19 protein-coding genes and 1 pseudogene are annotated in these 24,096 nt (G+C 59.7%); 8 read left to right on the plus strand and 12 right to left on the minus strand.

Translation table 11 applies throughout. The features are described 5' to 3' along the window. Positions 1-50: 50 nt before the first annotated feature. Positions 51-998, minus strand: a complete 948-nt coding sequence (treR, locus tag ACR42C_RS02450; protein WP_116343559.1) for a trehalose operon repressor TreR — start codon at positions 996-998, stop codon at positions 51-53. 391 nt (positions 999-1,389) lie between these two features. On the opposite strand from treR, the gene mgtA reads away from it, so the two are divergent. Both mgtA and ACR42C_RS02460 read left to right on the plus strand, forming a co-directional pair. Then, positions 1,390-4,098 (plus strand): magnesium-translocating P-type ATPase, encoded by a 2,709-nt coding sequence (mgtA, locus tag ACR42C_RS02455; RefSeq protein ID WP_320720097.1) that lies wholly within the window; start codon positions 1,390-1,392, stop codon positions 4,096-4,098. Positions 4,099-4,264: 166 nt separating this feature from the next. After that, the gene (locus ACR42C_RS02460) at positions 4,265-6,649 is read left to right on the plus strand and encodes a beta-N-acetylhexosaminidase (protein ID WP_320720095.1); all 2,385 of its coding nucleotides are present in this window, start codon (positions 4,265-4,267) and stop codon (positions 6,647-6,649) included. Positions 6,650-6,744: 95 nt separating this feature from the next. Here ACR42C_RS02460 and gbpA read toward each other — a convergent pair whose 3' ends face one another. From gbpA to ACR42C_RS02485, 5 genes are all read right to left on the minus strand, one after another. Beyond that, the gene (gbpA, locus tag ACR42C_RS02465) at positions 6,745-8,196 is read right to left on the minus strand and encodes an N-acetylglucosamine-binding protein GbpA (protein ID WP_316379785.1); all 1,452 of its coding nucleotides are present in this window, start codon (positions 8,194-8,196) and stop codon (positions 6,745-6,747) included. A gap of 137 nt (positions 8,197-8,333) precedes the next feature. Continuing rightward, complete coding sequence (gene ridA / locus ACR42C_RS02470; RefSeq protein WP_116343965.1) at positions 8,334-8,720, minus strand: 2-iminobutanoate/2-iminopropanoate deaminase; 387 nt, start codon at positions 8,718-8,720, stop codon at positions 8,334-8,336. 74 nt (positions 8,721-8,794) lie between these two features. Next, positions 8,795-9,256 (minus strand): aspartate carbamoyltransferase regulatory subunit, encoded by a 462-nt coding sequence (gene pyrI / locus ACR42C_RS02475; RefSeq protein WP_023310197.1) that lies wholly within the window; start codon positions 9,254-9,256, stop codon positions 8,795-8,797. 12 nt (positions 9,257-9,268) lie between these two features. Beyond that, positions 9,269-10,201 (minus strand): aspartate carbamoyltransferase, encoded by a 933-nt coding sequence (gene pyrB / locus ACR42C_RS02480; protein ID WP_116343964.1) that lies wholly within the window; start codon positions 10,199-10,201, stop codon positions 9,269-9,271. Between the two features lie 34 nt (positions 10,202-10,235). Then, positions 10,236-10,340, minus strand: coding sequence for a pyrBI operon leader peptide (locus tag ACR42C_RS02485; protein WP_116343963.1), 105 nt, complete (start codon positions 10,338-10,340; stop codon positions 10,236-10,238). On the opposite strand from ACR42C_RS02485, the pseudogene ACR42C_RS02490 reads away from it, so the two are divergent. Then, positions 10,320-10,437 (plus strand): annotated as a pseudogene (locus ACR42C_RS02490) (hypothetical protein). The gene ACR42C_RS02485 and the pseudogene ACR42C_RS02490 overlap by 21 nt on opposite strands. Positions 10,438-10,440: 3 nt before the next feature. On the opposite strand, the gene ACR42C_RS02495 reads toward ACR42C_RS02490, so the two are convergent. The 5 genes from ACR42C_RS02495 to arcA form a co-directional block, all read right to left on the minus strand. After that, positions 10,441-10,920: an arginine repressor gene (locus tag ACR42C_RS02495; protein ID WP_003863366.1), complete on the minus strand. Its 480-nt coding sequence runs from the start codon at positions 10,918-10,920 to the stop codon at positions 10,441-10,443. Between the two features lie 80 nt (positions 10,921-11,000). Further along, complete coding sequence (locus tag ACR42C_RS02500) at positions 11,001-12,404, minus strand: YfcC family protein (protein ID WP_166709957.1); 1,404 nt, start codon at positions 12,402-12,404, stop codon at positions 11,001-11,003. A gap of 47 nt (positions 12,405-12,451) precedes the next feature. After that, a complete protein-coding gene (gene argF / locus ACR42C_RS02505) occupies positions 12,452-13,456 on the minus strand; it encodes an ornithine carbamoyltransferase (RefSeq protein ID WP_193358606.1) in 1,005 nt (334 codons plus the stop codon). Positions 13,457-13,582: 126 nt separating this feature from the next. After that, positions 13,583-14,494, minus strand: a complete 912-nt coding sequence (gene arcC / locus ACR42C_RS02510; protein WP_063144040.1) for a carbamate kinase — start codon at positions 14,492-14,494, stop codon at positions 13,583-13,585. Positions 14,495-14,504: 10 nt separating this feature from the next. Continuing rightward, positions 14,505-15,725: an arginine deiminase gene (gene arcA, locus ACR42C_RS02515; protein WP_166709959.1), complete on the minus strand. Its 1,221-nt coding sequence runs from the start codon at positions 15,723-15,725 to the stop codon at positions 14,505-14,507. A gap of 675 nt (positions 15,726-16,400) precedes the next feature. Here arcA and ACR42C_RS02520 point away from each other — a divergent pair. From ACR42C_RS02520 to ACR42C_RS02540, 5 genes are all read left to right on the plus strand, one after another. Beyond that, on the plus strand, positions 16,401-16,853 hold the full coding sequence (locus tag ACR42C_RS02520) for a YhcH/YjgK/YiaL family protein (RefSeq protein WP_479984702.1): 453 nt from the start codon (positions 16,401-16,403) through the stop codon (positions 16,851-16,853). A 243-nt stretch (positions 16,854-17,096) separates the two neighbouring features. Continuing rightward, positions 17,097-18,005 (plus strand): 2-keto-3-deoxygluconate aldolase, encoded by a 909-nt coding sequence (gene yagE / locus ACR42C_RS02525; protein ID WP_479984703.1) that lies wholly within the window; start codon positions 17,097-17,099, stop codon positions 18,003-18,005. Between the two features lie 14 nt (positions 18,006-18,019). After that, a complete protein-coding gene (gene yagF / locus ACR42C_RS02530) occupies positions 18,020-19,987 on the plus strand; it encodes a xylonate dehydratase YagF (protein WP_479984704.1) in 1,968 nt (655 codons plus the stop codon). Positions 19,988-20,213: 226 nt separating this feature from the next. Further along, positions 20,214-21,596 (plus strand): MFS transporter, encoded by a 1,383-nt coding sequence (locus tag ACR42C_RS02535; RefSeq protein ID WP_192981829.1) that lies wholly within the window; start codon positions 20,214-20,216, stop codon positions 21,594-21,596. An 11-nt stretch (positions 21,597-21,607) separates the two neighbouring features. After that, positions 21,608-23,218: a glycoside hydrolase family 43 protein gene (locus ACR42C_RS02540; RefSeq protein ID WP_479984705.1), complete on the plus strand. Its 1,611-nt coding sequence runs from the start codon at positions 21,608-21,610 to the stop codon at positions 23,216-23,218. A 4-nt stretch (positions 23,219-23,222) separates the two neighbouring features. On the opposite strand, the gene xynR is transcribed toward ACR42C_RS02540, so the two are convergent. Continuing rightward, positions 23,223-23,981 (minus strand): DNA-binding transcriptional repressor XynR, encoded by a 759-nt coding sequence (gene xynR, locus ACR42C_RS02545; protein WP_233003434.1) that lies wholly within the window; start codon positions 23,979-23,981, stop codon positions 23,223-23,225. Between the last annotated feature and the right edge of the window lie 115 nt (positions 23,982-24,096).

Here is a 24,096-nt window from a genome sequence, read left to right on the forward strand (position 1 = left end):
GGAACGTTCCCGAAATCGGGCGAAGATCACAATAATCCGTTTTAGAGGGGTTACGAAAGGTGAGCGGGAATAACGATCTGACGCGGCTCGCTCCGCCCGTTGATCTGCTCGATCAGCTGCGCGGCGGCCTGTCTGCCGGACTCGGCGTAGCCTGGATCGACGGTGATGATCTCCGGATGCAGGAACTTCATCAGCGGCGTGCTGCCCACGCTCGCCACCTGCAGGCTATCGATGCGCTGCTCCTGCAGATATTTGCTGGCGCCCAGCGCCAGGGTATCGGTGGCGCACACCAGCGCGGTGGTCTGCGGCGTCAGAACGCTGGCGACCTGCTCGTAGCCCTGCTTCATGCCCAGCCCCGGCAGGGAGGCCACGGCCGGGAGATTGTGCTTTTTGCAAAAGGCCAGGTATGCCTCGTGACGGCGCTTGCCGGTGGTGACGTCTGCGTGCGGTACCCCAAGGAAGCTGATGTGGCGATGGCCTTCGTCAAACAGGCGCTGCATCAGGGTGATAATCGCGCCCTCGTCGTCATAACAGACGGAGGCAAAACCGTGGGCATCGCGCGCCAGCAGCACCAGAGAGGGCTGCCAGTGTTTCAGCATCTCTTCGTTGATGCCGGTAAAACCAAACAGCACCACGCCGTCAATGTTGCGTCGCTGGAGCATGCCCAGATGTTCTTCCACCAGCTGCGGCGAGAACTGGCTCTCCATCATGATCGGGTCATAGCCCTGCTCGTAGAAGGCGGGCAGCATGGTCTGCACAGCGAGGTTCTCTGAGAGTGAATCCAGACGCGAAACAATGATCGCGACCACTTTATCGCTCTGCCCGCGCATGGCGCGCGCGGAGCGGGAAGGGGAAAAACCGTGCTGATTCATGACCGCCTCAACGCGTTCGCGGGTGCGTTCGCTGACACCACTTTCGTTGTTCAGCACGCGCGACACGGTGGATTTCCCCACACCGCTTAAACGCGCGATGTCTTTAATCGTAAGGCGGTTCTGCATGCTGTTTTCCCTGTAACAACGACAAAATGGTCAATTGAGCCTAATGCTATAGCGCGATTTCGCTATGGGCAAAGTCTGGTTTACGTACTGTTTATTTGCAGGCGGGTATAATATCGCCCGAATCGCCACAAAGGGTACGCTTAAATCCTTATACTGCGCGGCGACACCCTGTTTTTTTACTTACCGGAGGCTTTATGGATCCCGATCCCACACCTCTCCTGAACGGGAGAACACGTTCTTTCCGGTAAGCCAGCTTTTGCTGTCTCACCGGTAATGTGAGGCAGCAACGTCCCAAACGTTCCTGCTTGAAAAATTGAGTGCCTGACAGGTACGGCTTTGCCACGCCTGAAGGGAATGCTGCGTCCGCCCAGGCGGATGCGGAGGAATGTCTATGTTTAAAAATATCACCCGGCAGCTGCAGGCGCTGCTGAGCCGCCACCTGCCACACCGTCTTGTTCAGCGCGACCCGCTGCCCAATGCTAAAAACATGGCGGGGGCGGCGATCCCCGCGTCCCTGACCGAACGCTGCCTGAACGTGGCGGCGATGGATGAAAACGAAGTCTGGCGCGCCTTTGGCGGTCATCCTGAAGGGCTGAACGCGTCTGAAGTGGAAAAAATCCGCGCCGTGCACGGCGATAACCAGATCCCGGCGCAGAAGCCCTCTCCGTGGTGGGTGCACCTGTGGCTCTGCTACCGCAACCCGTTCAACCTGCTGCTGACCGTGCTCGGCATTATCTCCTACGCGACGGAAGATCTGTTCGCCGCGGGCGTCATCGCCCTGATGGTAGGCATCTCCACGCTGCTGAACTTCATTCAGGAAGCCCGCTCCACCAAAGCGGCGGATGCCCTGAAGGCGATGGTCAGCAACACCGCGACCGTCTCGCGGGTGATTAACGATCTCGGCGAAAACGCCTGGGTGGAGCTGCCTATCGACCAGCTGGTGCCGGGCGATCTGGTGAAGCTGGCGGCGGGGGACATGATCCCGGCGGATTTACGCATCATCCAGGCGCGCGATCTGTTCGTGGCGCAGGCCTCGCTGACCGGGGAATCCCTGCCCGTTGAAAAGGTGGCGCGCAGCCGCGACCCGCAGCAGATGAACCCGCTCGAGTGCGATACCCTGTGCTTTATGGGCACCACGGTTGTGAGCGGCACCGCGCAGGCGATTGTCACCGCCACCGGGGGCAACACCTGGTTTGGACAGCTTGCCGGGCGCGTCAGCGAGCAGGAGAGCGAGCCGAACGCCTTCCAGAAAGGGATTGGCCGCGTCAGCATGCTGCTGATCCGCTTTATGATGGTGATGACGCCGATTGTGCTGCTGATCAACGGCTACACCAAGGGCGACTGGTGGGAGGCGGCGCTGTTTGCGCTCTCCGTGGCCGTTGGCTTAACGCCGGAAATGCTGCCGATGATTGTCACCTCCACGCTGGCGCGCGGGGCGGTGAAACTCTCTAAACAGAAAGTGATCGTCAAGCACCTGGACGCCATTCAGAACTTCGGCGCGATGGACATCCTCTGCACCGATAAAACCGGCACCCTGACGCAGGACAAAATCGTGCTGGAGAACCACACCGATATTGCCGGTAAAACCAGCGAGCGCGTGCTCCACAGCGCGTGGCTGAACAGCCACTACCAGACGGGGCTGAAAAACCTGCTCGACGTGGCGGTGCTGGAAGGCGTGGACGAGGAAGCCGCCCGCACGCTCTCCGGCCGCTGGCAGAAGGTGGACGAAATTCCGTTCGACTTCGAGCGCCGCCGCATGTCGGTGGTGGTGAGCGAGCAGACAGACGTGCACCAGCTGATCTGCAAAGGGGCGCTGCAGGAGATCCTCAACGTATCGACGCAGGTTCGCTATAACGGTGAGATCGTCCCGCTGGACGACACCATGCTGCGCCGCATTAAGCGCGTCACCGATAACCTGAACCGTCAGGGGCTGCGCGTGGTGGCGGTGGCGAGCAAGTTCCTGCCCGCGCGTGAGGGGGACTATCAGCGTATCGACGAATCCGATCTGATCCTTGAGGGTTACATCGCATTCCTCGATCCGCCGAAAGAGACCACCGCGCCGGCGCTGAAGGCGCTGAAGGCAAGCGGTATTACCGTCAAAATCCTCACCGGCGACAGCGAGCTGGTGGCCGCCAAAGTGTGCCACGAGGTCGGCCTTGACGCGGGCGACGTGGTGGTGGGGAGCGACATTGAGCACCTCACCGACGACGAACTGGCGCAGCTTGCCCAGCGCACCACGCTGTTTGCCCGCCTGACCCCGATGCACAAAGAGCGCATCGTCACCCTGCTGCGTCGCGAAGGGCACGTGGTGGGCTTTATGGGCGACGGCATCAACGACGCGCCCGCGCTGCGTGCGGCGGACATTGGCATCTCCGTAGACGGCGCGGTGGATATCGCCCGCGAAGCGGCGGATATCATCCTGCTGGAAAAGAGCCTGATGGTGCTGGAGGAGGGCGTTATCGAAGGGCGTCGCACCTTCGCCAACATGCTCAAGTACATCAAAATGACCGCCAGCTCCAACTTCGGTAACGTCTTCAGCGTGCTGGTGGCGAGCGCGTTTCTGCCGTTCCTGCCGATGCTGCCGCTGCATCTGCTGATCCAGAACCTGATGTACGACGTGTCTCAGGTAGCGATTCCGTTTGATAACGTGGACGACGAGCAGATCCAGAAGCCGCAGCGCTGGAACCCCGCCGATCTGGGGCGCTTTATGCTGTTCTTTGGGCCGATCAGCTCCATCTTTGACATTCTGACCTTCTGCCTGATGTGGTTTGTATTCCACGCCAACACCCCGGAACATCAGACGCTGTTCCAGTCCGGCTGGTTCGTGGTGGGGCTGCTGTCGCAGACGCTGATTGTGCATATGATCCGCACCCGCCGCATTCCGTTCATCCAGAGCCGTGCCGCGTGGCCGCTGATTGTGATGACGGGGATTGTGATGGCGCTCGGCATCGCGCTGCCGTTCTCGCCACTGGCAGGCTACCTGCAGCTGCAGGCGCTGCCGCTGAGCTACTTCCCGTGGCTGGTGGCGATCCTCGCGGGCTATATGGTGCTGACGCAGATGGTGAAAGGAGTCTATGCGCGTCGGTACGGGTGGCAGTAAGTTTTTCACCCTCTCCCCTTTGGGGAGAGGGCCGGGGTGAGGGGACTGGCTTTCCTCCCAAATTCAACAACCTGTGATCTCCATCGGCGCATTCGCTTGACGACAAATTGAGCGCATGTTAACAGAATGTTTTGCCTTTATTTGGCCCGTCAGATAAGGAACATTCATGTTACGGTACAGTCTCTTAACCGCCGGGCTGATGCTCGGCGCCTCTGCCTTTGCTGCTCCGGCAGGCGATCTCCCTTTGATGCCCTGGCCTGCTAAGGTCGAACGCCCGACCACCCAGGGCGCGCTGGTGCTCAGCAACAACGTATCCATTAGCGTCACCGGGGACGATCTCGGTGACGCCGTCAACCGCCTGCGCCAGCGCATTGCCCTGCAAACCGGCTGGACGCTGCAGCCTCAGGCTGAAAAGCCAGACAAATCGACCATCCGCATCGCGATTGCCAAAAAGGTCAAGCCGCAGCCGCTGCCGGACAGCGATGAAAGCTATAGGCTCACGGTGGACGCCAACGGCGTCGATATCTCCGCAAACACCCGCTTCGGCGCGCTGCGCGCCATGGAAACGCTGCTCCAGCTGATGCAGAACGGCGCGGAAAACACCTCGCTGCCGTGGGTCACCATTGAAGATTCGCCGCGCTTCCCGTGGCGCGGACTGCTGCTCGACTCGGCGCGCCACTTTATCCCGCTGCCGGATATCAAGCGCCAGATCGACGGTATGGCCGCGGCGAAGCTCAACGTCCTGCACTGGCATCTGACCGACGATCAGGGCTGGCGCTTCAGCTCGAAGCGCTACCCTAAGCTGACGCAGCTTGCCAGCGACGGGCTGTTCTACACCCCTGAACAGATGCGCGAGGTGGTGCGATACGCCACCGAGCGCGGCATTCGCGTGGTGCCGGAGATCGACATGCCGGGCCACGCCTCGGCGATTGCCGTGGCCTATCCGGAGCTGATGAGTGCGCCGGGGCCATACAGCATGGAGCGCAGCTGGGGCGTGCTGAAGCCGGTGCTGGATCCAACAAAAGACGCAACCTACGCCTTTGCCGACGCGATGGTCAGCGAACTGGCGGCGATCTTCCCCGATCCCTATCTGCACATCGGCGGTGATGAGGTGGACGACAGCCAGTGGAAAGCGAACCCGGCCATTCAGCAATTTATGCGCGATAAGAAGCTTGCCGACAGCCACGCGCTGCAGGCGTATTTCAACCGCAGGCTGGAAACGATCCTTGAGAAGCATCACCGGCAGATGGTCGGCTGGGACGAGATCTACCATCCCGACCTGCCGAAAAGCATTCTGATCCAGTCCTGGCAGGGGCAGGACGCGCTGGGGCAGGTGGCGCAGAACGGCTACAAAGGCATTCTCTCGACGGGCTTCTATCTCGATCAGCCCCAGTCCACTGCCTACCACTACCGCAATGAAATCGTCCCGCAGGGGCTGAACGGCGTGGATGTGATAGCGGACACCGACAGCGTCCAGAGCTGGGCCTTCACCATGCCTCGCCTGAAGGGCAAGCCGGTAGAGGGGAGCTTTACGCTGGTAAAAGGGGATGCCGGCTGGCGCGGATTTATTGATTTTGCCGGGAAATCCCGCCGCGCGGTGCAGGACATTGAATGGCGTGACGACAATCAGGTGACCTTCACCGTCGACACCTGGATGGGCGAGACGCGCCCGGTCGTCAACGTTGATAACGACAAGCTTTCCGGTTACTTCCTGGTGGGGAATACGCGCTACCCGATTAGCGGCTCGCGTCTGGACGAGGTACCGAAAGGCATTCCGCCCGTCGTACCGGACGTGGCGAATCAGGCCAACCTGCTCGGCGGTGAAGCCGCGCTGTGGGCGGAGAACGTGGTCGCACCGGTGCTGGATATCCGCCTGTGGCCGCGCGCCTTTGCAGTGGCGGAGCGGCTATGGTCCGCGCAGGACGTCAACGACGTCGACAACATGTACACCCGCCTGCAGGCGATGGACAGCTGGTCGACGGTGTCAGTCGGGCTGCAGCAGCATACCCAGCAGCAGGTGCAGTTCACGCGCCTGGCGAACAATGCCGATACTCTGCCGCTGCAGATCCTCGCCCAGGCGGTGGAGCCCGCGCAGTATTACACCCGCCAGCACCTGAAGTTCCAGGCGGGAAATTATCATCAGTTCGAACCGCTCAATCGCTTCGCGGATGCGCTGAACGCCGAAAGCGCCACGGTGCGGCAGATGAACAAATGGGCCGACAGGCTGGTGAGCGATGCGGAAGACACGGAAAGCGCCGATGCGCTGCGCCACGTCTTTAACCGCTGGCAGAGCAACACCAGCGACGCGCTGGCGCTAAGCGAAAACAGCTATCAACTGAAGGCGATGAAGCCAGTGATTCAGGAGGTGGATAAGCTGGCCTCCATTGGCCTGAGGCTGACGGATCTGGTGGCGCGCCAGGGCACGCTGGATGATAAAGAGATTGCGTCGATTCAGAGCGAGCTGGATAACGCGGCGAAGGTGCAGGACGAGGTGGTGATTGCGGCGGTGTATCCGCTGGAGACGCTGCTGCGCGCGACGCGGAATCAGTAACCCCTCACCCCAACCCCTCTCCCCATAGGGGCGAGGGGCTCGATCGGTCCCCTCTCCCCTATGGGGAGAGGGTTAGGGTGAGGGGAAAAGACTACTCAGTTCTTCAAAATCCACGCCTCTTTCCAGTGTGCGCCAACGCCTGGCTCATACTGGTTTGCGGTTGGGCTGTACTGCACGCAGTAACCGCTGTATGGGAACGGCTTGCACTCGTAGGTCTTACCGTCTTTAGGCTGCAGTACCACGGTACCCGCTTTGTAAGACGCAATGCTGTCCGGGAAGATAAAATCGTGCTGACCGGTGCCGTCTGCGGCTGAATCGCCTTCCAGCATCAGGTTCAGCACGTCCTGGGCGAACATCGTGCCGTCTTTGTTGGTCGCGTAGTATTTCAGCATGTGGTGACCCGCCGTCACGTCATTCAGGGTCATGGTCACGTCCTGGTTGGCGTTGTTCATGTCCTGCTTCAGGTAGCCTTTTTCCGCACCGCTGTGGTTCATCACGTGTGCTTCAAGGTTCACGTCACCTTTGGTGTTTACGTGGAAGGTGACGGTTGCCTTGCCGTTCTCGATTTTGCTGTACTGCAGGTTAGAAACGGCAATGGTTTCATGCACTTCCGCCTTCTGCTCTTCATACGAGATCGCAACGGACTGCAGGGCGCTGCCGTCTTTGACGAAGACGCTGTTCGCGCCGTGGACCGGGCTGATTTCACCCGCTTCATCCTTCACGCCGACGCGTACGTCGCTGTGCGCCGCGTTGATTTTCTGCGCCAGATCGTATGCCCACTGGTTTGCATCCCCCTGGGCTGCTGAACTAATGGTCATCTCGGTGCGCATGGCGGCAACTTCGCCGTTGGCATCGAAGAATCGCGCGATGACTTTATCGCCTGCATTCAGGTTATTACCGGCAATCTGGCCGCTCAGCGTTTTGTTCCATTCGGACACCACCGCAGGCGTGTCGTCCGGCGTAACGTTGCCGCCGTTGCCGAAATCGACGTCAATGGCCTGATAGAAACTGTTTGCGGTATCCGCAATTTCCCATACGCCGTAAATAACCTGATAGCCCGTGCGTGCGGGCACATTACAGGTCATGGATTTCGTCATCGCCGGTGCCTGACCATTCCCGTTAATGGTACAGAACGGGGTTAATTCAAACTGGTCGCGGGTCAGAGGCTTATTTGGGTCCCAGTTTTGTTTGGTGATGTAATAACGCCAGTTGGTGGTTTTATGCGGCGCGGTATGGTGCCAGACAAATTCATGCGGCCCCGCCGTCATGGGGGTTTTGGTCCAGGCGTTCAGGCTCTGCTTATCAAGCTGGGAGTAGTTGGCAATGCCTGCGCTGGCGAGCTGGCCGTCAGGGGGCATGGCGCCGGTCGGGAATCCGGAAGCTTTTTCTACGCTCTGCGGTTCGTACTGAACGGAGCCGCAGTCAATATTCTGGCCTAGCTTACACATATAAGCGCGGCTGGCAGGAGATTCTATGTATCCGTGTGCAAGTGCTGAAGACGCAGCCGTTAGTGTGGCAACGGCCAACGCAATTTTTGAGAGTTTCATTCTTTGTCCATTAATTAGAATATAACAAGGCAGCGTCAGTCTATTAATGGAGTGGGGGATGCGTCATTTCCTGCAGAGAGTAAAAATGGTCGAAATAAAAAAGGCAGCCGGAGCTGCCTTCTCTTTATTGAAATAAATTAGCGACGTACGGCAATCGCTTCAATTTCAATTTTCACGTCTTTTGGCAGACGGGCCACTTCAACGCAGGAGCGCGCCGGGAAGGAGGCGTTGTGCTCGTTGAAGAAGGCTTCATACGTGGCGTTAACGGTCGCGAAATCGTTCAGATCTTTCACGAAAACGGTGGTTTTCACGATATCGCCCACTTTCAGACCGGCAGCTTCAACGATCGCCTGCACGTTTTCCAGCGACTGACGCGCCTGTGCCGCTACGTCGGCCGGCACTTCACCAGTTTTCGGGTTCACCGGGATCTGCCCAGAGGTGATGATCATGCTGCCCAGATCGACGCCCTGAACGTAAGGGCCGATAGCCGCTGGTGCACTTTCCGTCGCGAGTACTTTGGTCATGATTTCTCCAGAATAACAGCTGATTAAATGTTCCCGGCCATTATAGGGAGGCCGGGATCCTTTACCAACCTCAATTAGTTGGCCAGCACCACATAATGAGAAAACTCTTTTTCGCAGTATTTGCATTTGAGTGCGATGTCATCGGCGCGTTTTTTCACTGCAAAACTGGAGGAAACCGGCTCAGCGTGACTGATGCAGTTGCTGTTCGGACAGACCAGCACGCTTTCGATGCGATCCGGCAGGCTCGGGCGGGATTTGCCGACCACTTCATACTCGTCGATGCGGTTGACCGTGGCGTCCGGCGCGTACAGCGACAGCTGGTTAACCTGCTCGTCGGTCAGGAAGGTGTTCTCAATTTTAATCAGGTCCTTGCGGCCCATTTCACCCGACGGCAGGTTCAGGCCGATGGTGATGCGCTGGTCGGTTTCGGTCAGTTTGAACAGCGTCAGCAGCTTAAAGCCCACCTGTGCAGGGATGTGGTCAATCACGGTGCCACGCTTGATGGCTTCAACCTGGAGTTTGTTATCGTGTGTCATTGTCGTTTCCCCTTACAGTGCCAATTCGCGATTCAGAACCAGTGCCAGTAACGCCTGGCGGGCGAAGATGCCGTTTCCGGCCTGCTGGAAGTACCAGGCGTGCGGCGTTTTGTCCACGTCTGTGGCGATTTCATCGATGCGCGGCAGCGGATGCAGCACCTTCATGTTGTCGCGGGCACCGTCGAGGTCGCTGGCGCGCAGCACGAACTGCGCCTTCACGTTGGCGTATTCGGACGGATCCAGACGCTCTTTCTGCACGCGGGTCATGTAGAGAATATCCACGTGGCCCACCACCTCTTCGATGCTGGCGTGCAGGCTCCACTGAATGCCTTTTTCGTCCAGCATGTCGAGAATGTACTGCGGCATCGCCAGCGCGTCCGGGGCGATGAAGAAGAAGCGGTTGCCGTTAAATTTCGCCAGCGCCTGGGTCAGGGAGTGGACGGTGCGGCCGTACTTCAGGTCGCCGACCATGGCGATGTTCAGGTTCTCGAGCGTGCCCTGCGTCTCCTGAATGGTGAACAGATCCAGCAGAGTCTGCGTCGGATGCTGGTTGGCACCGTCACCGGCGTTCAGCACCGGAATGCCGCCGGAAAATTCCGTCGCCAGACGCGCCGCGCCTTCCTGCGGGTGGCGCATCACAATCGCGTCCACGTAGGTACTGATGACTGAAATGGTGTCCGCCAGGGTCTCGCCTTTTTTACCCAGCGACGTATTGCTGCTGTCCGAGAAGCCCACCACGCTCGCGCCCAGGCGGTGCATGGAGGTTTCAAAGGAGAGGCGGGTACGGGTTGAAGCTTCGAAGAAGCAGCTCGCAATCACCTTGTGCTTAAGCAGCTCCGGTTGCGGATTGGCCTTCAGTTTTGCCGCGGTTTCCAGAACCAGTTCCAGCTCTTCGCGGCTGAGGTCGTTTATGGAAATGATGTGTTTTTGATAAAGCGGATTCATGTTTATCTCCTGACGCCGGGCAAAAAAAAGCCCCTCAAATGAGGGGCTCTGGGAATAGGTTTAGCAACGGGAAGAAAAACGGCAGGCCAGCGTCTGAATTCAGACGCGGTAAGACGTTATGTCGTACACGCTTGACCATGCTTCCTCCCGGCAAATTGTCGGGCATTATACGCAGCTCGCTTTGCGGATCAAGCGATTTAATGCACGCTTTACTCAATGCAAACGGTTCTTTATGAATATTAATGCGTTCTGAGTAAATAATTAATTTGCTTATGCACCAGCGCGGTGCGCTTCACGACCCTGGGTGCGACCCAGACGATACTGCTTCCGGCCACCACGCCTAAAATTTCCGGTAACTGGTGATAATCCAGAATACGCGCCACCGCGCGGCCATATCCGGCAACGGTATGGATAAGGATAAATTCGCTATTGTGCTCCACGCTCACCACCATTTCGGATACGGTGCGCGCGGCATCGGGGGCAGGGCGCAGCTGGGGATTCAGCGAATAAATTTTTAGACCTTTGGCATTTCGAATTTTTATGACACCAAGCAACTTGAGCAGACGTGAAACGGTGGACTGGCTGATGGTCTCAAAACCCCGCTCCTGCAAGTCGCGGCGGATCTCCTCCTGAGAGAGATAGCTCTTTTCCGCGATCAGACGCTGGCAGACCGTTAGCTGTAGTTGCTCTTTGGGAGAGTACTCTTCGTAATCCATCATAGTTCCCATATCAGTTCCCGAAATAACCGGTGGCACTGCACCGATCCGTAGGCCGGATAAGCGCAGCGCCATCCGGCAAATCACAACATGGCACCCAGGCTTAACGCCACCATAATCACCACCGTTAATATCCCCAGCAGCGGCGCAACCCATTTCAGATAGCGCACGTAGGGCACGCGGGCAATAGCCAGCCCGCCCATCACAACGGCAGAGGTGGGAGTGACAAGGTTAACGATGCCGGACGCCGACTGGTAAGCCGTTACCACCAGGTCGCGGTTGACGTTAGCGAAATCGGCAAGCGGCGCCATGATCGGCATCGTCAGAACGGCCAGGCCGGACGAAGATGGCACAAGAAACGACAGCACCACTTCCAGCCAGTACATCACGTTGATAAACGCCACCGTCGACAACCCGGTGACCATCCCCTCGGCGCTGTGCAAAATGGTGTGGGTAATCATGCCCTTATCCATGATCACTACGATACCGCGCGCGATACCGATAATCAGCGCGACGCCCAGCAAATCTCGCGCGCCGTTGATAAAGGTTGAGGTCAGCTCCTCTTCGCTCATCCGCGCAATCAGCCCGACGATAATCGCGCTGGCGAGAAACACCGCCGAGATCTCCGCCATCCACCAGCCCAGCACCGCCACGCCGTAGATCATCACCGCGAAGGCCAGGGCGAAAATCACCAGGATGAGTTTGCGCACCGGGGTAAATTCCAGCGACTGCTCGCCCTTGTTGCCGAGGAAATGGGCGAGGTTTTCTTCCTGCTTATCCGCCACGATCGACAGCGACGGATCCTTGCGGACCTTGCGGGCGTAGCGCATCACCCACGCCACGCAGATAACCCAGCCAATCACCAGCAGCGCGATGCGCAACATGATGCCGTTGGTGAAGGGGATCCCGGCGGCGTTGGCGGCGATCACCGTGGCGAACGGGTTAATAGTAGAGCCGAGTGTGCCGATCCCCGCCCCGAGCAGGACGGTGGACGCGGCGACGACCGGATCGAACCGCGCCGCCAGCATCACCGGCACCAGCAGGGTGTAGAACGGCAGCGACTCCTCGGCCATGCCGTAAATTGTGCCGCCGGCGGCAAACAGCGCCATCAGGATCGGGATCATCCACTCCTCGCGGCCACGCAACTTAGTGGTGACGCGCTCGATCCCGGCGTCAATCGCCCCGGTTTTGGTGACGATCCCGAGGAAGCCCCCGATGATCAGAATAAACAGCGCCACGTCGATCGCCCCGGCCTGGCCGGATTCCGGATCGTAGAGCCCGGCAATCGGCGCCATCAGCACCGAAACCAGCCCCTGCGGATGCGCCGCCACGTGCGCGTAGGTGCCGGCAACCGGCACGTCCTTGCCGAGCGCCTCGTTCATCGCCATATGATACTGCCCGGCTGGCACAATCCACGTCAGCACGGCAACCACGGCAATCAGAAAAAAGAGAATGGTGTAAGCGGAGGGAAACTTAAACTTGCCCATGATGTTCTCCTGAAACCCGGCGCACCCCGCGGCGCGCCGGGCGGTGATTAGTCGCCGAGTGTCGCCACCATGACCGCTTTAATGGTGTGCATGCGGTTCTCTGCTTCGTCGAAAACAATGGAGTTTGGTGATTCAAAGACCTCTTCCGTCACTTCCAGCCCCTTCAGGCCGTACGCCATCTCGATCTCGCGGCCCACTTTGGTGTGCTCGTTGTGGAACGCCGGGAGGCAGTGCATAAACTTGACGTTCGGGTTGCCGGTGGCCTTCATCACGTCCGCGTTAATCTGATACGGCTTCATCAGGCTGACGCGCTCGGCCCAGGCTTCCTTCGGCTCGCCCATGGAGACCCACACGTCGGTGTAGAGGAAATCGGTCCCCCGCACGCCTTCTTCCACGTCGTCGGTGAGGGTAATGCGCGCGCCTGTTTCTTTGGCGATGGCGCGGCACTGCTCAACCAGCCCGGCTTCCGGCCAGAAGGATTTTGGTGCGACGAGGCGAATATCCATCCCCATCTTGGCCGCGCCGACCATCAGCGAGTTGCCCATGTTGTTGCGCGCGTCGCCGAGATAAGCAAAGCTCAGCTCCGGCAGGGTTTTGCCCGGTGAATGCTCCAGCATGGTCATCAGGTCGGCGAGGATTTGCGTTGGGTGGAACTCGTCGGTCAGGCCGTTCCATACCGGTACGCCCGCGTACTCGCCCAGCTCTTCGACGATGGCCTGGCCGTAGCCGCGGTATTCAATGCCGTCATACATACGGCCCAGAACGCGGGCGGTGTCCTTCATCGACTCTTTATGGCCGATCTGCGAGCCGCTTGGGCCGAGGTAGGTGACCTGCGCGCCCTGGTCGAACGCGCCCACTTCGAAGGCGCAGCGGGTGCGGGTGGAAGTCTTTTCAAAGATCAGGGCGATGTTTTTCCCGACCAGGGTTTGCTTCTCACGTCCGGCTTTTTTGGCGGCCTTCAGCTCGATGGCGAGGTCGATCAGGTACTGGATCTCCGCCGGGGTGTAGTCCAGCAGTTTCAGGAAGTTGCGGTTTTTCAGGTTGATGGTCATGGGTAAATCCTTTTGAAAATTATAAAAACCTTTCCCCTCACCCCGGCCCTCTCCCCAAAGGGGAGAGGGTGTAATCGTCCCCTCTCCCCTTTGGGGAGAGGGTTAGGGTGAGGGGTGCGTGTGTTCTCAGTTACGAATCAACGTGCCTTTCTCGCCCGCCAGGATCTCTGCGCCGTCGGCCAGCGCGCCGATCCCGGCAATGCCGTTGCAGGCTTCAACAAACTCGCGGCAGGCGGCCACTTTCGGCCCCATCGATCCGGCGTCGAACTGCATGCCTCTGAGCAGCTCCGGCGTGACCTGCGCCAGCGGGCGCTGGGTCGGCTTGCCCCAGTCGAGGTACACCGCGTCGGCATCGGTCAGGATCAGCAGGGCGTCGGCCTCGATCTGCCTCGCCAGCAGCGCGGCGGAGAGGTCTTTGTCGATCACCGCTTCAATCCCGCGATAGCCGTTGGCATTTTCCACCACCGGCACGCCGCCGCCGCCGTTGCAGATCACCAGGTGGTCACGCTGAATCAGCGCGGTGATGGCGTCGCTCTCGACGATGCGCTTCGGCTGCGGCGACGGCACCACGCGGCGGACGTAGCTCCCGTCGGCCTTGAACACCCAGCCTTTTTCCGCGGCCAGCGCTTTCGCCTGGGCTTCGCTGTACACCGGGCCGATGTACTTGGTCGGGTTGCTGAAGGCCGGGTCGGCGGCGTCCACTTCGACCTGCGTGAGCAGGACGCTCACCTCGCGCTGCGGCAGATTATTTTTCAGCGCCTGCTGGAGCATGTAGCCGATCATTCCCTGGCTTTCGGCGCCGAGAACGTCCAGCGGGTAGGGCGTCACTTTGTCGTAGGCGCTGTTCTGCAGCGCCAGCAGCCCGACCTGCGGGCCGTTGCCGTGCACTAGCACCACTCGCCACTGCGCCGTCAGTCCGGCGATGGTGCGGGCGGCCTGCTCGATGTTCTGGCGCTGGATCTCCGCTTCCAGCGGCTCGCCGCGCTTGAGCAGCGCGTTGCCGCCCAGGGCCACAACCAGAGTGGGTTTTCGTTCCATGATGGCTCCTTTAAATTCCGTCGCGTTCCAGCGGGCAGCTCATGCAGCGAGCGCCGCCGCGGCCGCGTCCGAGCTCGTCGCCAGGGATGGGCAGCACGGTGATGCCCGCTTTGTCGTACTTCTCGTTGGTCCAGACGTTGCGCTCGTAGCCGATTACCACGCCCGGGCGGATGGTCAGGACGTTGTTAGCGTCGTTCCACTGCTCGCGTTCGGCTTCAAAGGCGTCGCCGCCGGTGGTGATCAGGCGCACCTGGCTAATGCCGAGCGCTTTCTCGATGGCGTGCAGCAGGTCGGTTTCCTGGGTGCGCAGCAGGCCGCCGCGTCCGTCCGGGGTGAGCGTCCAGCACTGGGCGTCTTTGCGCACCACTTCCGGATAAACGGAGAAGGTATCCACGTCGATGTGGGTCATCACGGTGTCGAGGTGCATGCAGGAGCGGTGTTTGGGCAGCTCAACGGCGATCACGCGCTCGGCCTGACGGTGTTTGAACAGGCTGTTGGCGAGGAACTCCACGCCCTGCGGCGTCGTGCGTTCGGACATGCCGATCAGTACCGCGCCGCGGCCAATTACTAATACGTCGCCGCCCTCTAAGGTGGCGTGGTCGTAATTAATATTCTCGTCGCCGAAATACTTAATAAAATCGCCGTCGGCAAACGCCGGGTGCCAGCGATATATTGCCCGCAGGTTATTGGTTTCACGCTGACGGGCCGGTTTGGCCATGGGGTTAATAGAGACGCCGTTATAAATCCAGCACGAGGTGTCGCGGGTAAATAAATGGTTCGGCAGCGGCTTCATAATAAAATCATTCGCCGTGTGGGTATCCACCACCATATTTTTAATGGCCGCCGGAATTTCACCGTAGGTTAATCCGCCGCTCAGTCTGCGCGCCAGTTCGCGGTGCGGCATATCCGCCAGCCAGCCGCGCACGTCGCCGGCAAAAGTGGGGCCCAGGCGATAGTCGGAGATCTGCGTATCCAGCAGCCAGGCTTTCGCCTCTGCAATATCAAGGGTTTGTGTCAGAAGGTCGGTCAACAGCAGGACTTCCACACCCTGATCGCGCAGCGTGTTTGCGAAGATATCATGCTCCTCACCCGCCCGCTCAACCGAGAGCACGTCATCGAAAAGCAGCTCCTGACAGTTCGATGGCGTTAAACGTTTCAGACTTAAATTTGGGCGGTGCAGCATAACGCTACGCAATTGACCAATTTCAGAACCGACATAATGCTTTTCCATAATTATTCCTTTAACTGTTTTTCAGAATAAAAAGGGCATGCGCCATGCGTTGTGTTTAATTACATGGCGGCTAAGCTCAATTGATTTCGTGATTTATACTAGGCGGTTAAATAATCCATAATGTGACATCGCTCACGCGAAAATGGATATTAAGAGGTTTGTTTTCATTTGCATGATTCGCATCAGATAATGATTAATTTCATATTATTCAGGGATGAATAGCTAAGCAGGATTCGGTGGCATTATTTTAGGTTGTTATTGTTTTGTAGAATTTCACACTTTGCAATAATTGGTTATCTGTTTGATTTTAAAGAATTAAATAAATTTGAAAGAATGGCTATGCAATAATGGCAATTAACTATTTTTTACTTAAGTAAAATCCATAAATAATTATGGATTTATAACGGGAATTAGCAAAGTTGTAAAATGTGATACGGCAATGGGTTTTGTGATTAAGCGCTTTATTTCAGTGGGTTATGTTAGCGTCTTAACGCGCGTGAAATGAGGTTATGCATAACCCCTGCATAAATGCCTGGGCAGGATTAACAGCGGGTTAACACTTTTCCCGATAAACATGCGCTCGCGCAAAGGTCATCGAAAAAGGGCTGGTATGGCAGGCTTAACTCTCGTATAAAAGACGAAAATGAAACACTGTTTTACATCGAGGGATTTCTCATGATTATCGGCAATATCTACCACCTGCAGTCCTGGCTGCCTGACGATCTGCGCCAGGCCATTGAGCACGTTAAAGCCCACGTCACTGACGCCACGCCGCTCGGGAAACACGACATCAACGGCAACAGCCTGTTTTATCTGGTCTCGGAAGACATGACCCAGCCGTTCGCCGAGCGCCGCGCCGAGTACCACGCGCGCTATCTGGATATCCAGATCGTGATGAAGGGTCAGGAAGGGATGACGTTTAGCACCCTGCCGCACGGCGCGCCTGACACCGACTGGCTGGCGGACAAAGACATCGCGTTCCTGCCAGAAGGCGAGCAGGAGAAAACCGTGGTGCTGAGCGAAGGGGATTTTGTTGTGTTCTGGCCGGGCGAAGTGCATAAGCCGCTGTGCGCGGTGGGGGCGCCTGCTAAGGTCAGGAAAGTTGTGGTTAAGATGTTAATGGAGTAACCCCACACCCCTCACCCTAACCCTCTCCCCACAGGGGAGAGGGGACTGCACCGAGCCATCTTTTCCCCCTCGCCCCTTTGGGGAGAGGGCCGGGGTGAGGGGCAATATGTGATCCAGCTTAAATTTCCCGCACTCCCTCTTCCCTTCCCATTTACCTCTCCTTTTTCTGCGTCATAGTATGATCGTTAAATTAATGAACACTGTTCTATAATGTAGAACAAAATGATTCAGCAAGGAGATCTCATGCCGCAGTCCGCGTTGTTCACGGGAATCATTCCCCCTGTCGCCACCATTTTTACCGCCGACGGTCAGCTCGATAAGCCGGGCACCGCCGCGCTGATCGACGATCTGATCAAAGCAGGCGTTGACGGCCTGTTCTTCCTGGGCAGCGGCGGCGAGTTCTCCCAGCTCGGCGCCGAAGAGCGTAAAACCATTGGCCGCTTTGCTATCGATCATGTCGATCGTCGCGTGCCGGTCCTGATCGGCACCGGCGGCACCAACGCCCGGGAAACCATTGAGCTCAGCCAGCACGCGCAGCAGGCGGGCGCGGACGGCATCGTGGTGATTAACCCCTACTACTGGAAGGTGTCGGAAGCGAACCTGATCCGCTATTTCGAGCAGGTGGCGGACAGCGTCACGCTGCCGGTGATGCTCTATAACTTCCCGGCGCTGACCGGGCAGGATCTGACCCCGGCGCTGGTGAAAACCCTCGCCGACTCGCGCAGCAATATTATCGGCATCAAAGACACCATCGACTCCGTCGCCCACCTGCGCAGCATGATCCACACCGTCAAAGCGGCGCATCCGCACTTCACCGTGCTCTGCGGCTACGACGATCACCTCTTTAATACCCTGCTGCTCGGCGGCGACGGGGCGATCTCGGCGAGCGGCAACTTTGCCCCGCAGGTGTCGGTGAATCTTCTGAAAGCGTGGCGCGACGGGGACGTGGCGAAAGCGGCTGAGTATCATCAGACCTTACTGCAAATACCGCAGATGTATCAGCTGGATACGCCGTTTGTGAACGTCATTAAAGAGGCGATTGTGCTCTGCGGCCGCCCGATTTCCACCCACGTTTTGCCGCCCGCCTCGCCGCTGGACGAGCCGCGCAAGGCGCAGCTGAAAACCCTGCTGCAACAGCTCAAGCTCTGCTGAGCCGGACGATAACGATGACCATTGAGAAAATTTTCACCCCACAGGACGACGCGTTTTATGCGGTGATCACCCACGCGGCGGGGCCGCAGGGCGCGCTGCCGCTGACCCCGCAGATGCTGATGGAATCCCCCAGCGGCAACCTGTTCGGCATGACGCAGAACGCCGGGATGGGCTGGGACGCCAACAGGCTGACCGGCAAAGAGGTGCTGATCATCGGCACCCAGGGCGGCATCCGCGCCGGAGACGGGCGCCCGGTCGCGCTGGGCTATCACACCGGCCACTGGGAGATCGGCATGCAGATGCAGGCGGCGGCGAAGGAGATTACCCGCAGCGGCGGGATCCCGTTTGCGGCCTTTGTCAGCGATCCGTGCGACGGGCGCTCGCAGGGTACGCACGGCATGTTCGACTCCCTGCCGTACCGCAACGACGCGGCGATCGTGTTTCGCCGCCTGATCCGCTCCCTGCCCACGCGGCGGGCGGTGATCGGCGTGGCAACCTGCGATAAAGGGCTGCCCGCCACCATGATTGCGCTGGCCTCGATGCACGACCTGCCGACCATTCTGGTGCCGGGCGGGGCGACGCTGCCGCCGACCGTGGGGGAAGACGCGGGCAAGGTACAGACCATCGGCGCGCGCTTCGCCAACCACGAACTCTCATTGCAGGAGGCCGCCGAGCTGGGCTGTCGCGCCTGCGCGTCGCCGGGCGGTGGGTGTCAGTTCCTCGGCACGGCGGGCACCTCGCAGGTGGTCGCGGAGGCGCTGGGCCTGGCTTTGCCGCATTCCGCGCTGGCGCCGTCCGGGCAGGCGGTGTGGCTGGAGATCGCCCGTCAGGCGGCGCGCGCGGTCAGCGAGCTGGATAACCGCGGCATTACCACGCGCGATATCCTCACCGATAAAGCCATCGAAAACGCGATGGTGATCCACGCGGCGTTCGGCGGCTCCACCAATTTACTGCTGCACATTCCGGCCATCGCCCACGCGGCGGGCTGCACGATCCCGGACGTTGAACACTGGACGCGCGTCAACCGCAGGGTGCCGCGCCTGGTCAGCGTGCTACCCAACGGCCCGGACTACCACCCGACCGTGCGCGCCTTCCTCGCGGGCGGCGTGCCGGAGGTGATGCTCCACCTGCGCGATCTCGGCCTGCTGCATCTGGACGCCATGACCGTGACCGGCCAGACGGTGGGCGAGAACCTCGACTGGTGGCAGGCGTCCGAGCGCCGTGAGCGCTTCCGCCAGTACCTGCGCGAGCAGGACGGCGTAGATCCGGATGACGTGATCCTGCCGCCGGAGAAGGCAAAAGCGAAAGGGCTGACCTCGACGGTCTGCTTCCCGACGGGCAACATCGCGCCGGAAGGCTCGGTGATCAAGGCCACGGCGATTGACCCGTCGGTGGTGGGCGAAGATGGCGTATACCGCCACACCGGCCGGGCGCGGGTGTTTGTCTCGGAAGAGCAGGCGATCAAGGCCATCAAGCGGGAAGAAATTGCGCAGGGCGATATCATGGTGGTGATCGGCGGCGGGCCGTCCGGCACCGGCATGGAAGAGACCTACCAGCTTACCTCCGCGCTGAAGCATATTTCGTGGGGCAAGACGGTATCGTTAATCACCGATGCGCGCTTCTCGGGCGTGTCGACGGGCGCCTGCTTCGGCCACGTGTCGCCGGAGGCGCTGGCGGGCGGGCCGATTGGCAAGCTGCGCGATAATGACATCATCGAGATCGCCGTCGACCGCCTGACCCTTACGGGCAGCGTGAACTTCATCGGCACGGCGCACAACCCGCTGACGCCGGAGGAGGGCGCGCGCGAGCTGGCGCGGCGGCAGACGCACCCGGACCTGCACGCCCACGACTTTTTGCCGGACGATACCCGGCTGTGGGCGGCGCTGCAGTCGGTAAGCGGCGGCACCTGGAAAGGCTGTATTTATGACACCGATAAAATCATTGAGGTAATTAACGCCGGTAAAAAAGCGCTCGGCATTTAATTATTTTCAGAGATAAAACCGTCTGCGGAAAATATTCCGCGGACGGCTTTTCCATTTCTGTTATTTAATAATATAAACAATAAGTTGAGATATATCGTTGGCGTCACAAAAGCAAAATAACGTAATTCGGAAATAAGATATGACCATTGCTGGTTAATTGAACAGCTCATTACACTCCATTAACACGATGTTGTAATTCAGCACACTACATAAGGGTGTAATTCTGATGACGCAATTAACCATGAAAGACAAAATTGGCTACGGGCTGGGTGACACCGCCTGCGGCTTCGTCTGGCAGGCCACGATGTTCCTGCTGGCCTATTTTTACACCGACGTCTTCGGCCTGTCGGCGGGGATTATGGGCACGCTGTTTTTAGTCTCCCGCGTGCTCGACGCCGTCACCGACCCGCTGATGGGGCTGCTGGTGGACCGCACCCGCACGCGGCACGGCCAGTTCCGCCCGTTCCTGCTGTGGGGCGCCATCCCGTTCGGCATCGTCTGCGTGCTGACCTTCTACACGCCGGACTTCTCCGCGCAGGGCAAAATCATCTACGCCTGCGTGACCTACATTCTCCTGACCCTGGTCTACACCTTCGTTAACGTGCCGTACTGCGCCATGCCGGGCGTCATCACCGCCGACCCGAAAGAGCGTCACGCCCTGCAGTCCTGGCGCTTCTTCCTGGCGGCGGCGGGCTCGCTCGCCATCAGCGGCATCGCGCTGCCGCTGGTGAGCATCATCGGCAAAGGGGACGAGCAGGTGGGCTATTTCGGCGCCATGTGCGTGCTGGGGCTTGTTGGCGTGGTGCTGCTCTACGTCTGCTTCTTTACCACCAAAGAGCGCTACACCTTTGAGGTGCAGCCGGGCTCGTCGGTGGCGAAAGACCTTAAGCTGCTGCTGGGCAACGGACAATGGCGCATCATGTGTGCGTTCAAGATGATGGCGACCTGCTCCAACGTGGTGCGCGGCGGGGCGACGCTCTACTTCGTGAAATACGTGATGGATCACCCGGAGATGGCGACCCAGTTCTTACTCTACGGCAGCCTCGCCACCATGTTCGGCTCGCTCTGCTCCTCCCGCCTGCTGGGCCGCTTCGACCGCGTCACCGCCTTCAAGTGGATCATCGTCGCCTACTCGCTGATCAGTCTGCTGATTTTCGTCACCCCGGCTGAGCACATCGCGCTGATTTTTGCCCTCAACATCCTGTTCCTGTTCGTCTTCAACACCACAACGCCGCTGCAGTGGCTGATGGCCTCTGACGTGGTGGATTACGAGGAGAGCCGCAGCGGTCGCCGCCTCGACGGGCTGGTGTTCTCCACCTACCTGTTCAGCCTGAAGATTGGCCTGGCGATTGGCGGGGCGGTGGTGGGCTGGATCCTGGCGTACGTGAACTATTCCGCCAGCAGCAGCGTGCAGCCGGTTGAGGTGCTGACCACCATCAAAATTCTGTTCTGCGTGGTGCCGGTGGTGCTCTACGCGGGCATGTTCATCATGCTGTCGTTCTACAAGCTCACCGACGCCCGCGTGGAGGCCATCAGCCAGCAGCTGATCAAGCATCGCGCGGCGCAGGGCGAGGCCGTTCCCGACGCCGCGACAGCCGCATCCCATTAACCGGAGGCAATATGGAAATCACTAACCCGATACTCACCGGCTTCAACCCGGACCCGTCCCTGTGCCGCCAGGGCGAGGACTACTACATCGCCACCTCCACCTTCGAGTGGTTCCCGGGCGTGCGCATTTACCACTCCCGCGACCTGAAAAACTGGTCGCTGGTCAGCACCCCGCTGGACCGCGTGTCGATGCTGGACATGAAGGGCAACCCGGACTCCGGCGGCATCTGGGCGCCGTGCCTGAGCTACGCCGACGGCAAATTCTGGCTGCTCTACACCGACGTGAAGATTGTCGACTCACCGTGGAAAAACGGCCGCAACTTCCTGGTTACCTCGCCCTCCATTGAGGGACCGTGGAGCGAGCCGATCCCGATGGGCAACGGCGGGTTTGACCCGTCCCTGTTCCACGACGACGATGGCCGCAAGTACTATATCTACCGCCCGTGGGGGCCGCGCCACCACAGCAACCCGCACAACACCATCGTGTTGCAGGCGTTTGACCCGCAGACCGGCACCCTCTCGCCCGAGCGCAAAACCCTGTTTACCGGCACGCCGCTCTGCTACACCGAAGGCGCTCATCTGTATCGCCACGCGGGATGGTACTACCTGATGGTCGCCGAGGGCGGCACCAGCTACGAGCACGCGGTTGTGGTGCTGCGTTCAAAAACCATCGACGGGCCGTACGAGCTGCACCCGGACGTGACGATGATGACCAGCTGGCACCTGCCGGAGAACCCGCTGCAGAAGAGCGGCCACGGCTCGCTGCTGCAGACCCACACCGGAGAGTGGTACATGGCCTACCTCACCAGCCGCCCGCTGCGCCTGCCCGGCGTGCCGCTGCTGGCCTCCGGCGGACGCGGCTACTGTCCGCTGGGGCGCGAGACCGGTATCGCCCGCATTGAATGGCGCGACGGCTGGCCGTACGTGGAAGGCGGCAAGCACGCGCAACTGACCGTGCCCGGCCCGCAGATAGCCGAGCAGCCTGCTGCCGTTCAGGCCACCTGGCGGGACGATTTCGACGGCAACACGCTTGATCCAGAGCTGCAGACCCTGCGTATTCCGTTCGACGACTCCCTCGGCTCGCTCACCGCGCGCCCGGGCTACTTACGGCTCTACGGCAACGACTCGCTCAACTCGACCTTTACCCAGTCGACCGTGGCGCGCCGCTGGCAGCACTTCGCCTTCCGGGCGGAGACGCGGATGCAGTTCTCGCCGGTTCACTTCCAGCAGAGCGCGGGGCTGACCTGCTACTACAACAGCAAAAACTGGAGCTACTGCTTTGTGGACTACGAGGAGGGGCAGGGTAGAACCATTAAGGTTATCCAGCTCGACCACAACGTGCCGTCATGGCCGCTGCACGAGCAGCCCATTCCGGTGCCGGAACATGCGGAGAGCGTCTGGCTGCGGGTGGACGTGGACAGGCTGGTCTACCGCTACAGCTATTCGTTCGACGGCGAGACGTGGCACGCCGTGCCAGTCACGTATGAGGCGTGGAAGCTGTCGGACGACTACATCGGTGGGCGCGGCTTCTTCACCGGCGCGTTTGTGGGGCTGCACTGCGAGGACATCAGCGGCGACGGCTGCCACGCAGACTTCGACTACTTCACCTACGAGCCTGTCTAGCGGCTCAGGCCGGGTAGCCCAGCGCGCGTGAGAGCGCGAGTCCGGCCTGCTGAAGCTGCTCGCGGAAGCGGGCCAGCTCGGCGTCGTCCACGCGTGAGGTCAGCGTCGACAGGCTCAGGGCGGCGATGACGCGGGACTCGTGGTTCCACACCGGCACCGCCACGCAGCGCACGCCCTGCTCGTTCTCTTCGCGGTCCAGGGCGTAGCCCTGCTCGCGAGTCTGCGTCAGGGCGGTCATTAATGCTTCGCGAGAGGCGAGGGTAGCGGGCGTAAAGGTGGTGTACTGATAGCCTTCCAGCAGGGCGTTCAGCTCGGCCTCGCCCAGCCAGGCAATCAACACCTTGCCAATGGCGGTGGCGTGAACCGGCAGACGGCGGCCGATGCGCGAATAGGCGATGGCGGCCAGCTTGCCTTCAATCTTCTCGATATAGACCCCTTCACGCCCGTCCAGGATCCCCAGATGGGTGGTCTGCCCGGTACGTTGGGACAGCTCCGTCAGCCAGCCTTTCGCCTTCTGACGAATATCGATGGAGCCCACGACAAAATGGCCGCGCTCGACCAGCTTCATGCCGAGGCGATACTTGCCGTTCTCCGGGTTCTGATCGATATAGCCGTGAAGCTGCAGGGTTTTCAGCAGCGAGTGGAGGGTACTCTTGCTCAGCCCCATCAGTTTGCTGATGTCGGTGATCTTAAGCTCGGTGGCCTGCTCGTTGAACAGGTCGAGGATCTGCAACGCACGTTCAACAGACTGAATAATCGGCATAATGCTGGCATGTCCACGCTGGAATTAAGGCGAAAACGTACCTTTTTCGGGGTGAAAAATCAATGAAATGGAGCCGATGTTCTCCCTCTCCCTGTGGGAGAGGGCCGGGGTGAGG

The sequence above is a fragment of the Enterobacter sp. MG-EB028 genome, from assembly GCF_056673305.1.